Annotated in this window: 11 protein-coding genes and 1 other RNA gene; 9 read left to right on the plus strand and 3 right to left on the minus strand. The window is 41.6% G+C overall.

Annotation, left to right across the window (positions count from 1 at the left end; genetic code table 11):
* Nucleotides 1-5: 5 nt before the first annotated feature.
* The 3 genes from PVK63_RS12620 to PVK63_RS12630 are packed head-to-tail and all read right to left on the minus strand — an operon-like array spanning nucleotide 6 to nucleotide 2,763.
* Nucleotides 6-596: a phosphoheptose isomerase gene (locus PVK63_RS12620; protein WP_130043960.1), complete on the minus strand. Its 591-nt coding sequence runs from the start codon at nucleotides 594-596 to the stop codon at nucleotides 6-8.
* 3 nt (nucleotides 597-599) lie between these two features.
* Complete coding sequence (locus PVK63_RS12625; protein WP_130043961.1) at nucleotides 600-971, minus strand: YraN family protein; 372 nt, start codon at nucleotides 969-971, stop codon at nucleotides 600-602.
* Entirely contained in the window at nucleotides 952-2,763 is a 1,812-nt protein-coding gene (locus PVK63_RS12630) for a penicillin-binding protein activator (RefSeq protein ID WP_130087771.1), read from the minus strand. Before PVK63_RS12630 ends, PVK63_RS12625 begins: the two co-directional genes overlap by 20 nt.
* A gap of 136 nt (nucleotides 2,764-2,899) precedes the next feature.
* Here PVK63_RS12630 and rsmI point away from each other — a divergent pair, with 136 nt between their 5' ends.
* The 9 genes from rsmI to murD all read left to right on the plus strand — a co-directional run bounded on the left by rsmI (nucleotide 2,900) and on the right by murD (nucleotide 12,652).
* Nucleotides 2,900-3,763 carry a 16S rRNA (cytidine(1402)-2'-O)-methyltransferase gene (rsmI, locus tag PVK63_RS12635; RefSeq protein WP_165371217.1) on the plus strand — a complete coding sequence of 288 codons (864 nt, stop codon included), beginning with the start codon at nucleotides 2,900-2,902 and terminating at the stop codon, nucleotides 3,761-3,763.
* 56 nt (nucleotides 3,764-3,819) lie between these two features.
* Nucleotides 3,820-4,226, plus strand: an RNA gene (gene rnpB, locus PVK63_RS12640) — RNase P RNA component class A.
* Between the two features lie 166 nt (nucleotides 4,227-4,392).
* Nucleotides 4,393-5,343 (plus strand): 16S rRNA (cytosine(1402)-N(4))-methyltransferase RsmH, encoded by a 951-nt coding sequence (gene rsmH, locus PVK63_RS12645; protein WP_130047133.1) that lies wholly within the window; start codon nucleotides 4,393-4,395, stop codon nucleotides 5,341-5,343.
* Nucleotides 5,340-5,666, plus strand: a complete 327-nt coding sequence (ftsL, locus tag PVK63_RS12650) for a cell division protein FtsL (protein ID WP_130047132.1) — start codon at nucleotides 5,340-5,342, stop codon at nucleotides 5,664-5,666. Before rsmH ends, ftsL begins: the two co-directional genes overlap by 4 nt.
* Nucleotides 5,663-7,402 (plus strand): penicillin-binding transpeptidase domain-containing protein, encoded by a 1,740-nt coding sequence (locus PVK63_RS12655; RefSeq protein ID WP_130043966.1) that lies wholly within the window; start codon nucleotides 5,663-5,665, stop codon nucleotides 7,400-7,402. Before ftsL ends, PVK63_RS12655 begins: the two co-directional genes overlap by 4 nt.
* Before the next feature lie 7 nt (nucleotides 7,403-7,409).
* Nucleotides 7,410-8,891, plus strand: a complete 1,482-nt coding sequence (gene murE, locus PVK63_RS12660) for a UDP-N-acetylmuramoyl-L-alanyl-D-glutamate--2,6-diaminopimelate ligase (RefSeq protein ID WP_274440517.1) — start codon at nucleotides 7,410-7,412, stop codon at nucleotides 8,889-8,891.
* Nucleotides 8,888-10,246 carry a UDP-N-acetylmuramoyl-tripeptide--D-alanyl-D-alanine ligase gene (locus tag PVK63_RS12665; RefSeq protein WP_274440516.1) on the plus strand — a complete coding sequence of 453 codons (1,359 nt, stop codon included), beginning with the start codon at nucleotides 8,888-8,890 and terminating at the stop codon, nucleotides 10,244-10,246. The genes murE and PVK63_RS12665 overlap by 4 nt, the downstream gene beginning before the upstream one ends.
* On the plus strand, nucleotides 10,246-11,328 hold the full coding sequence (gene mraY / locus PVK63_RS12670) for a phospho-N-acetylmuramoyl-pentapeptide-transferase (protein WP_130043969.1): 1,083 nt from the start codon (nucleotides 10,246-10,248) through the stop codon (nucleotides 11,326-11,328). Before PVK63_RS12665 ends, mraY begins: the two co-directional genes overlap by 1 nt.
* 1 nt (nucleotide 11,329) lies before the next feature.
* Entirely contained in the window at nucleotides 11,330-12,652 is a 1,323-nt protein-coding gene (murD, locus tag PVK63_RS12675; RefSeq protein WP_274440515.1) for a UDP-N-acetylmuramoyl-L-alanine--D-glutamate ligase, read from the plus strand.
* Nucleotide 12,653: the final 1 nt, after the last annotated feature.

Raw genomic sequence — 12,653 nt, forward strand, 5'->3', positions numbered from 1 at the left:
TATAATTACTCAGAATGCTGTGGGAAAAGAACCTGATCAACCAAATCACAAATACAATGTAAGGTTAAAAGGTGAACCTCTTGAATGCGTGCGACACGGTGAGATGGAATTCTAATCTCAACATCAGATTCACCTAATAGACCAGCCATCACACCACCATCCATCCCAGTTAACGCAATGATGGTCATATCACGGCTTACCGCAGCTTCCATTGCTTTTAGAATATCTTGACTGTTTCCACTGGTGGAGATAGCAAGCAATATATCTCCAGGTTGGCCTAGGGCTCTTACTTGTTTAGAGAAAATTTCATCATAATTGTAGTCATTTGCAATTGCTGTCAGCGTTGAAGTGTCAGCCGTTAGTGCCATTGCTGGTAGGCTTGGGCGTTCAGTTTCAAAACGGTTTAATAAACATGAAGCAAACTGTTGAGCGTTAGACGCTGACCCACCATTACCACAGCATAAAATTTTGTTGCCATTTAATAGGGTTGCCACCATGGCTTGAGAGGCATGCATGATGTGATCAGGAAGCGCTTCCGCTGCTGCGATTTGGATTTGGATGCTTTCGGTAAAGCTTTCTTTAATGTTTTCTAGCATTGTTTACCCTTCAACAATTGCATTTTTGATCCAGTTGATTTCCTGACCTTGAGAGTGGATAGCAACTACATCAAATCTAAAAGATGTATGTTCAACAGAGAGCCCATTTTTCATGAGCCAAAAGAGAGCGGTTCGTTGTAATTTGCGCTGTTTCTGCCATGTTACCATTTCTTGCGCAGAACCGTAATTTGAAGTGGTGCGATATTTTACTTCTACAAATACGAAAGTGTCTCGATCTCGCATGATGAGATCGAGCTCTCCAGTTTTAGAGTGGAAATTGCGTTGAATGAAGATGAGTTGATGTTGTTCTAAATAACGTTTAGCCATCAACTCATAATATTCACCCTTAGCGCGCTTATTCTGTTTCTTCTCCATGAATAGCCCAGCTCATTTCTCGTTGAATAACACACTGTTGGTTAATACTGAGTTCACCCGTTTTGCCTTGCATATGGTAGTTATCGACCGCTTTCATTTGTGGTAGCTCAGCGATTAGTTGATAAGCATCCATACCTAACGCATGAAGACGTGTTTCACCATTACTGCTTTTTGGCCATAGTTCATCGTATTGCGCTTTGAACTTATGGTCTTCTTTTATCAGTAATGGAATATCACTAAATTCAATGCCTTTGATTTCGACAAGTTTAGTTTGACGACCGCTGTTACTGCGAGAACTTGCATATAGCTTAGGTGGTGTGATCCCCGGGTTAATCGCAACATCGATGAAAGGCTTTAGAAGCACTAATTCACTGCTTTTTGCGACCATGTAAACCGCATCAATATCACGACGGCTACGAGGTTGTGATTCCAACTCCATCTTAGCCAGTGCGTTCATTTGATAGATACGTGCTTGGCTGCTTTCAATACCAAACACACTGTTTACTTTTTGTTGTAATTGCGACTTTTTACCAAAATAGCTAATTGATGGTTTCTTAGCCGTTAATTGGTACCATTTATCGCTGAAGGCTTGGCTTAAACGCTCACCCATTGTGCCTTGTGGGGCAAGAAATAAGGGGTGTTTATGTCCTTGTTCAAATAGGTGGATAGCAGCTTGTTCTGCTTCTTGTTCTGGAGAAAGCGTAAAGTAACAGCTGTTTTCCTCAGGATTTACTTCTGTGGGAATGTTTAGCGCTAATTGAGCGATATTTGTTTCATTTAATGATTGGAATTCTTCAATTTTACTACGCAGAAGAGGGCCAACCACAAATTGGATATCTTCTTGAGTTAACGTCGCCATGATCTCTTCCATAGAAGCCGATCCTGTATCAATTACTTTAAATTTAGTAAACTCACCACGTTCTTTATCTTCCATCATGCCATTTATAAAGCCATCACGAACGCGTATGGCTTGTGGTCCAAAGCGGCCACTTAAAGGTAATAGTAAAGCAACGTTATCAGGACGAACAATTTCGAGAGCTAGAATATCAAGCACTTCTTGTGGTGTATAAGTCGCAGCAGGATGTGTTGGATTTGCTTGCAGCCATTCATTCAAGGCTTCTTGTAATCGTGTTGGTGAATGCTTTAGTGTGTCTAAATAAGTGGCTAATTGCACCCAACCGTGAAGAGTCGTTTCACTTTCATCTAATTTAATATCTTGAAGGTTTGTGCTGTTAAATGAAGAAATACTTGTCCACACTTGGGACCAAAGTTGTTGTTTTTGGTCTTCAGGTGTATAGGCATTAAGGGAAATTAATTCTCTTGCTGCATTGAGGTTATCACCATTAAATAGGTGAAGCTCATAACGTAATTGGTAGTATTCAACCCATTGGCTGTCTTCAATTTTCCACCAAGCTTCGAAATTCAGAACTTGCAGAGCCTCATCAAATTTATTTTGTGATTTTAGCATTTTTGCATGATTAAGCTGCATTTCGGCCGTTTGAGTTGGTGATAATTGCAAACCTTTGAGTCGTGTTAATAGGTTAGTTGCAAGTGCAAAATTTTGTTCTTGTACAGATGCCTTTAAAGCCATGATTAAAAAATCAGCCTGAAGAGTACCTTGTTGCTGATCGGCTTTTAAAATATAAGCAGAGCTGGTTTCTACTGGCGCTTGAGTAATATCAAGACGTTCAGGTGCTTTTGGTGAACTCGAACAAGCTGCTAATGTTAGAGCAAGGGCTACAGGAGCAATCAGGCGTGTTACACTGTTCTTTCTAAGGGTCATATTTGCCATGGGTAATATACTGGTCCTACTTAAAAGGGCTGTTTTTACTATGGATGCGAATCACCCGAACAGCTAAAATATTATTTTGATTATAGTGGTGTCTATCTATATTCCCTATATTAATCGCAGAAGAGATAGTAAACAAATGACAGAACACAATTTATCTGTGGTAGAGACTGCAACTTTGTACATTGTTCCTACCCCAATCGGTAATTTAGGCGACATAACGCAACGTGCTTTAGAAGTGTTAAAATCCGTTGACTTAATTGCCGCTGAAGATACTCGCCATACAGGCAAGTTATTGTCTCACTTTGGTATTTCTAGTCAAACATTTGCGCTACATGATCATAACGAACAGCATAAAGCAGACTTGTTGATCAGTAAATTACAACAAGGTCAATCTATTGCACTTGTCTCAGATGCGGGAACGCCGTTAATTAGTGATCCAGGATACCATTTAGTGAACCGTTGTCGTCAAGCGAACGTCAATGTTGTGCCGTTACCTGGTGCATGTGCGGTGATTACGGCACTGTCAGCGGCGGGTTTACCTTCTGACCGTTTCAGTTTTGAAGGCTTTTTGCCTCCGAAAAGTAAAGGGCGTCGCGATAAGTTTGAAGAAATAGCACAAGCAGAACGTACGTGTATTTTTTATGAATCTCCTCATCGTATCATGGATTCTTTAGAAGATATGCTGACGGTTCTTGGGCCAGAAAGACAAGTGGTTTTAGCTCGTGAGCTAACTAAAACCTATGAAACCATTTATGGCGCGCCATTAGGTGAGCTAATTGAATGGATAAAAGAAGACGATAACCGTAAGCGTGGAGAGATGGTTTTATTGATCCATGGCTTCAGAAGTGAAGTTAAAGATGAATTGCCATTTGAGGCAACACGTTCTGTATCTATTCTTGTAAAAGAACTTCCGCTTAAAAAAGCAGCAGCAATGGCCGCTGAAATTCACGGTGTGAAGAAAAATGCACTGTATAAATGGGGTTTAGAGCATTTAGATTAAGAGAATTGTGAAAAAGGGGTGGTAAGTTATTACTGACTCTTATATCATTCGCTTCAGGAGCTGACTCGGTAATCGCTGCTTCATTGATGTCCTTCGGGAGACTGATGGAGGGGAGGAAAGTCCGGGCTCCATAGAGCAGGGTGCCAGGTAACGCCTGGGGGGCGCAAGCCTACGACAAGTGCAGCAGAGAGAAAACCGCCGATGGCTTAATCTTCTTTATTCTTCGGGATAGGAAGTAAGCACAGGTAAGGGTGAAAGGGTGCGGTAAGAGCGCACCGGGCGTCTAGTAATAGTGCGTTGCAAGGTAAACTCCACCCGGAGCAAGATCAAATAGGCCCTCACATAGCATTGCTCGTGTTTGGGGGCGGGTAGATTGCTTGAGCCTGTGAGCGATTGCAGGCCTAGACGAATGGTTACCACCGCGCAAGCGGGACAGAACCCGGCTTATATGTCGGCTCCTAACTTAGCCCACCATAGTACTATTTCGGTAGTGTTATGGTGGGCTTTGTGCTTTCTGCAACATTGGTTTAGAATTATCACTAATTTGACACACATCCCTGTATTTTTAGTTTACACTTCTAACTAAAATTCAGTCGCTTATTTCATAATCACGGTAGTAAATACTCACTATGTCTGAACAATTCCAACACGTATCCGTTCTTCTTCATGAATCAATTGATGGCTTAGCTATCAAGCCTGATGGTATCTATATCGATGGTACGTTTGGTCGTGGAGGCCATAGCCGTCAAATCTTATCAAAACTGGGTGAGAATGGCCGCTTGTACAGTATTGACCGTGATCCTCAAGCCATCGCAGAAGCAAAAACCATTACGGATCCAAAGTTTACTATTATTCATGGACCTTTCTCTGGCCTGAAACAGTATGCTGAAGAGCTTGATCTTGTTGGAAAAATTGATGGTGTATTGTTGGATTTAGGGGTGTCATCACCGCAATTAGATGATGCCGATCGTGGCTTCAGTTTTATGAAAGATGGCCCTTTGGATATGCGAATGGATCCGACCTCAGGTATGCCAGTATCTGAATGGTTATTGGATGCTGATGTTGAAGATATTACATGGGTTATTCGTGAGTTTGGCGAAGACAAGCATGCATGGCGCATTGCTAAAGGCATCGTTGCTTATCGTGAAAACGAAGAAAATGAACCATTAACACGTACGAGTCAATTAGCTAAATTGATCTCAGAGGTTGCGCCTAAGAGTTTCAAAGAGAAAAAACACCCTGCAACACGTACATTCCAAGCGTTCCGAATTTACATCAATAGTGAATTAGATGAGATTGATACTGCGTTAAAAGGGGCATTAGACGTACTCGCTCCAGAAGGACGCTTATCGGTGATCAGTTTCCACTCTCTTGAAGATCGTATGGTGAAGCATTTTATTCGTAAAGAGAGTAAAGGCCCTCAAGTGCCTCATGGTTTGCCACTAACTGAAGAGCAAATTAAAGCATTAGGTAGCGCGAAAATGAAGGCGGTTGGTAAAGCGATTAAACCAACGAAAAGCGAAGTGGATGTAAATGTTCGCTCTCGCAGCTCTGTATTACGTATTGCTGAGCGTTTATGAGTCAATCAACTCCTCCACAATCTAGCTTAACAAAGATGATTGGCCTAGACCTTTTGGGTGTAGGTCGTCTTCATGCAATTCTATTAATCTTTATATTTATTAGTGCGATAGGCGTTGTATTAGCAACACATAATACCCGTCAAATGGCAGTACAAAGAGAGAATTTGCTGCTTGAAAAAGATATTTTAGATGGTGAATGGCGTAATTTGATTTTAGAAGAAAGTGCACTTGCAGAGCACAGTCGAGTTCAGTCTCGCTCTGTAGAGGAGCTGAATATGGAACGCCCTGCGCCAGATAAAGAAGTCATAATAAAACTACGATGAAATTACCAAATAGAAAAAAAAATAATAAACGCATAACCAAAGCGCCGCCGACTCTCATTCAGTGGCGCTTTGGCGTTATTGTTTTCTTTGTTTTTCTTGCTTTAGCAATCTTAATTGCCCGCGCAGCTTATATTCAAGTGATTGAGCCAGATAACCTTATTAAACAAGGGGATATGCGTTCTATTCGTGTTAAAGCCCTTCCTTCTGCTCGTGGCATCATTTCAGATCGTAATGATGAACAGCTTGCTGTAAGTGTTCCTGTTGATGCGGTTTGGGCTGATCCTGTCGCAATTTATAAAGCTGGTGGCTTAGTTGAAGTAGAGCGTTGGTATGCGCTTGCTGATGTCTTAGGACTAAAACGAAAAGAATTATTATCTAAGATAGAGAAGAACAAAAAACGTCGTTTTATTTATCTTCAACGTCAAATATCTCCAGCGGTTGCCGCTTATATTCGTAAATTAAAATTAGCGGGTATCGGCTTAAAAGCAGAATCACGTCGTTATTACCCAAGTGGTGAGATCAGTGCGCATGTTATTGGTGTAACAGGTATTGATAGTCATGGTTTGGAAGGGGTAGAGCGCAGTTATGATGGCTGGCTAACGGGAGAACCGGGTCGTAGAACCGTACGTAAAGACCGTTATGGTCGCGTGGTTGAAAATATTTCTCTAAAAGAGAAGCAAGAAGGTAAACCATTAACCCTAAGTATCGATCAGCGTTTACAAGCGATAGCTTATCGCGCAATTAAACAAGCGGTATCTGACTTTAGAGCAATGTCTGGCTCAGTTGTTATGATCGATATTAAGACGGGTGAAGTACTTGCAATGGTAAATGCACCATCTTACAACCCGAATAATCGTGAACAGTTACAAAGCTTTAGAATGCGTAACCGTGTTATTACCGATACGTTAGAACCAGGCTCTACGGTAAAACCTTTTGTAGTATTAGCCGCTTTAGATGGTGGAACAGCGAACTTAGATACGGTCATTGATACCGGCAATGGCATCATGCGTATTGGCGGCAGTCGTGTTCGTGATAGCTCGAAAGTGGGTAAAGCGGATTTAACCACTATTTTGAAGAAATCAAGTAACATCGGTGTTGCGCATTTAGCGTTGGGAATGCCATTACAAGAATTATTAGCCGAGTATGCGGCGGTTGGTCTTGCTGATCCATCTGGTTTAAATTTAATCGGTGAAGCTACCGGTATTTTCCCTGACCGTCGTCGTTGGTCTGATTTTGAAATTGCGACGCTAGCGTTTGGCTATGGTCTTTCTGTTACGCCAATTCAGTTAGCACACGCCTATGCAACATTAGGTGCTTATGGCGAATATAGACCGCTTTCAATTTTGAAAACAACCGGTCCAACTCCGGGTAAGCAAGTGGTTAACCGTCAACATGCGAAAGCCGTATTAGAGATGATGGAAACCGTAACTCAACCAGGAGGCACAGCAACAAGAGCTGCTGTTCCTGGATATCGAGTTGCAGCAAAAACAGGTACTTCACGAAAAGCAGTTCGTGGTGGTTACAGTGATGAATACATGACGGTGACAGCGGGTGTAGCACCAGTAAGCAACCCTCGAATCGCTCTCGTCACTATCGTAAACCAACCGCAGGGTGATGAGTATTATGCTGGTCAAGTTGCGGCACCGATCTTTGGTCAAGTAATGAAAGATGCACTACAAATTTTAAATGTAGCGCCAGATGAAAGTACCGTAAAACATATCGATGTATTGAATTAGGAAAGTGATGATGCAGTTATCTGAATTACTGTTGCCGTGGTGCGAGTTAAATCAATCTGTGGCAATTTCATCTATGACATTGGACAGTCGCCAAGTATCTCCTGGCTGTTTATTTGTAGCAATTAAAGGCCATGCAGTGGATGGTCGCCAATTTATTTCATCAGCAATTGAACAAGGTGCTGTTGCGGTTATTGCTGACGCGGATGAAGAGAATATTACTGGTACAGTAAAGATTATTGATAACGCTGTTGTTGTCTATATTGATTCTCTTTATACGAAGTTAAGTGCGATTGCAGGAGCTTTTTATCAAGCGGATAAGAGAAGCATGCAACTCGTCGGTATTACAGGTACTAATGGTAAAACGACGATTTCTCAGATCATTGCGCAATGGACGACTTTATTAAATCGACCAGCTGCTGTGATGGGGACTACGGGTAATGGTTTATTGTCGGACCTTAAACCTGCCTTGAATACAACAGGTAGTCCAATTGAAATCCAACAAACGCTGACTGAGCTTGAAAATATCGGAGCTAAACTGACGGCATTAGAAGTGTCGTCTCATGGTTTAGTTCAAGGGCGTGTTAATGCGTTATCTTTTGATGCTGCCGTATTTACGAACTTAAGCCGTGACCATCTTGATTACCATGGTGATATGGCAAATTATGCTGAAGCTAAAAAGTTATTATTTACTTCTCATAGACCAAAACACTCAATCATCAATGCGGATGATCAAGTGGGTTGCCAATGGCTAAAAGAGATGCCTCATGCCGTCGCCGTTTCTTTAAATGAAGAAAGCCTATCTTTTCATTCTGGTAAGAAGGTATTTGCGACATCGGTTGTTTATTCAACCGAAGGCATTCAACTTTCCGTTTCTTCAGATTGGGGAAATGTTGCTTTTTCAGTGCCTTTAATTGGAGCATTTAACGCAAGCAATATTCTCGTTGCTTTCGCTACACTTCTTTCTCTTGGTTATGACATCAATGCTTTAGCTCAAACAGCACCTCAGTTGAATGCGGTTATTGGCAGAATGGAACTGTTTACTGCAGATAATAAAGCCAAAGTCGTAGTGGATTACGCGCATACGCCTGATGCTTTAGATAAAGCGTTGCAAGCATTACGTGTTCACTGCGAAGGTAAGTTGTGGTGTATTTTCGGCTGTGGTGGCGATAGAGATACTGGTAAACGACCAATGATGGCAAGTATTGCTGAGAAACAAGCGGATGTGGTTATTCTTAGTGATGATAACCCTCGTTCAGAAGATCCGAGTTTAATTACTAATGACATGTTAGCTGGGTTAAAAACACCAGAATCAGCACATGTTATTCATGATCGTTTTGAAGCCTGTCAGTTCGCACTATCTCAAGCGAATGAAAGCGATATCATTTTACTCGCAGGTAAAGGTCACGAAGATTATCAGGTGTTAGCCGATAAGACCGTTCATTACTCAGATCGTGAAACGGCACAAAAATTATTAGGGTTACAAGCATGATAACGATGTTACTTAGTGAAATAGCAAAAGCGTGTGATGGACATTTAGTTGGGACGGATTGTCAAATATCATCAGTATCAACAGACAGCCGACATATTGAGGCTCAAGGGCTTTTTGTTGCTCTTATCGGTGAACGCTTTGATGCTCATGATTTTATTCCCGCAGTACAAGAGCAAGGTTCCACCGCGCTTCTTGTATCAAAAGAAGTTGATACATCACTTCCTCAGGTGATTGTTTCTGATACGCAAAAAGCGCTAGGCTTAATGGCGAAACACGTACATCAGGTTTGTCATACTTTTACGTTTGCCTTAACAGGCAGTTGTGGCAAAACCACAGTAAAAGAGATGCTCGCTTCTATTTTGACTCGCACTGGTGAGGTGTTGGCAACCGCTGGAAACTTTAATAATGAGATCGGCGTTCCGTTAACGTTATTACGTTCTCAACCAAGTAATGATTTTGCCGTTATCGAATTGGGTGCAAATCATCAAAATGAAATCTCATACACAACTCAATTAGCTCAACCCAATGTTGCTCTGGTTAATAATATCGCGGCAGCGCATTTAGAAGGGTTTGGTTCAATTGAAGGGGTAGCGAAAGCAAAGGGTGAGATTTTTGAAGGGCTACAAGAAAACGGAACCGCTATTTATAATTTAGATAGCAATGGCCTACCAAAATGGTCTTCGCTATTTGAAGGTAAACAAGTCGTTAGTTTTGCTATGAGTAACTCTAGTGCCGATTTTTATGCTTCAAATATTGAAATAAATGGCATGGGTGAACCAAGCTTTCAAATCAATACACCTCAAGGAAGTACTCAGGTTTCTTTAGGCATTATTGGCAAGCATAATGTAGTCAATGCAGTTGCTGCTGCGGCTTTAGCTACTCAAGCTAACGTGTCACTAGATGATATTCAACAAGGACTACAACAGTTGGGTAGCGTAAAAGGGCGCGTAGCCGTTGAAACGTTAGGCTCTGGTTTGAAGGTTATTGATGATACTTACAATGCCAGTGTTCCAGCAATGAAGGCTGCAGTGGATTTACTGGGTGGGTTCGAAGGCCAGCGTTGGCTTGTTTTAGGTAATATGGCAGAGCTAGGTGAAGAAAGCCTTGCACTTCATCGTGAAGTTGGGGAATATGCTGCCCCATATCAATTTGAGCAAGTAGTGACATTTGGTGATGACACAAAAGTGATCAGTGAGCTATGTAATGGCCGCCATTTTGAAACGCGTTCTGATTTGAACGCCTACTTACTTAAAGAATTACAATCTATTAAACATAATGAGGTTACCGTGCTAGTTAAAGGTGCCAACAGTTCACGAATGAGCGAAGTGGTTTCTGCTCTTAAGGAGTGTCAATAATGATTATTTGGTTATCCAATTTTCTAGAGCAATATTTTCCATTTTTCCGCCTATTTGAATATTTAAGCTTTAGAGCCATTTTAAGTATTATCACAGCATTAACCATTTCTCTTTGGATGGGGCCGAAATTAATTAAATGGTTACAGAACCTACAAATCGGTCAAGTTGTACGTGATGACGGTCCTGAATCGCATTTCAGTAAACGTGGTACACCAACCATGGGCGGTATCATGATTCTTACTGCGATTACGGTGACTGTGTTTTTGTGGGCAGATCTGACAAACCCTTATGTATGGGCAGTGATGTTTGTATTGTTAGGCTATGGCGCCGTTGGTTTTGTTGATGACTATCGTAAAGTTGTTCGTAAAAACACCGATGGTTTGATTGCTCGTTGGAAGTACTTTTGGCAGTCAGCAATTGCGTTAGTGGTTGCTTTTGCTTTATATGCTTACGGTAAAGATACGGCTGCAACACAGTTAGTGGTTCCTTTCTTTAAAGAAATAATGCCTCAACTTGGCCTTGCTTATATCCTTCTGACTTATTTTGTTATTGTGGGTACAAGTAATGCGGTGAACTTAACCGATGGTCTTGATGGTTTAGCTATCATGCCTACGGTATTCGTTGCTGCTGGTTTTGCCTTTATTGCATGGGCTACTGGTAATGTACAGTTTGCGAATTACTTACATATTCCACACATCCCACAAGCAAGTGAATTGGTGGTTGTGTGTGCTGCGATTGTTGGTGCAGGTTTTGGTTTCTTATGGTTTAACACATACCCAGCACAAGTATTTATGGGCGATGTAGGTTCATTAGCGCTTGGTGGCGCATTAGGTACGATTGCGGTGTTAGTTCGTCAAGAGTTCCTATTGGTTATCATGGGTGGTGTATTCGTTGTTGAAACCTTATCGGTAATTCTTCAAGTAGGTTCATATAAACTACGTGGCCAGCGTATCTTCCGTATGGCACCAATCCATCACCATTATGAGTTAAAAGGCTGGCCAGAGCCTCGCGTTATTGTGCGTTTCTGGATTATTTCTATGTTATTGGTTCTTATCGCATTAGCGACATTGAAGGTACGTTAATATGAGTGGTTTTGGTGGTGTGAAAAATGTTGTAGTGGTTGGCTTAGGCATGACAGGTTTGTCTGTTGTTAAGCATTTACTGAGACAGCCTGAAGCGTTAACAATTAAAGTGATTGATACTCGTGATACACCACCAGGCCATGACCAATTGCCTAAAAATGTAGAACTGCATTCAGGAGGGTGGCAACAAGATTGGCTGATTAATGCTGATCTGATTGTTACTAACCCTGGAATCGCCTTAGCTTCACCTCAACTTATACCTGCGATTGATAAAGGGATTCAAATTGTTGGTGACATCGAGTTATTTGCTTGGGCTGTGAATGCACCTGTTATTGCAATCACCGGTTCTAATGGCAAAAGTACGGTGACTGATCTCACCGGAGAAATGGCAAAAGCGGCTGGGGTAAAAACAGCCGTTGGTGGAAATATTGGTTTTGCAGCTCTTGATTTACTAGAGCAAGATGCAGAACTTTATGTTCTTGAGCTTTCGAGCTTCCAACTTGAAACAACCTCTACATTAAAACTGAAAGCGGCTGCATTTTTGAACTTATCTGAAGATCATATGGACCGCTATCAAGGCATGGCTGATTATCGTCAAGCTAAGCTGCGTATCTTTGATCATGCAGAGGTAGGTATTGTTAATCGTGACGATAAACAAACTTACCCTGATGTTGAAAAAACAGTAAAAAGTTTTGGGTTTGATCAAGGTGATTATGGCTGCATTGAAAAAGATGGCATTGAGTATTTGGCAAAAGACTCAGCGCCAATTATTGCAGCGAGTGAATTAGGGTTAGTTGGAAAACATAACATAGCAAACGCCTTAGTCGCTATCGCTTTACTTGATGCCGTGGGCATTAATATTAAATCTACACTCGATACATTAAGAACTTACAATGGATTGACACATAGATGTCAGGTTGTCGCTGATAATGGCGGTATTCGTTGGGTTAATGATTCAAAGGCGACCAATGTGGCAAGTACGTTAGCCGCATTATCTGGTTTAAACATAGATGGAAAGCTGCACCTATTGGTTGGTGGCGTTGGTAAAGGTGCTGATTTTTCAGAGCTCTCTCCGGTATTAAAAGTGCTTGATTTAATGATGTATTGTTTTGGAGAAGATGGTCCCCAATTTATTCCATTAGATCCACGCTCTGGCTTATTCCAAACTATGGATGAAGCATTAGCATCCCTTTTTCCAACACTAAATGCAGGCGATATGGTGATGCTTTCTCCTGCGTGTGCAAGTTTTGATCAGTACGCAAATTTCATGGCTAGAGGTGATGCTTTCACTCAACTAGCAAAACAGTATTCAGCTGAGAGTTAAT

Origin of the sequence: Aliivibrio sp. S2TY2 (assembly GCF_028765525.1) — a bacterium.
In the GTDB taxonomy this organism is placed as follows: Bacteria; Pseudomonadota; Gammaproteobacteria; order Enterobacterales; family Vibrionaceae; genus Aliivibrio; species Aliivibrio finisterrensis_A.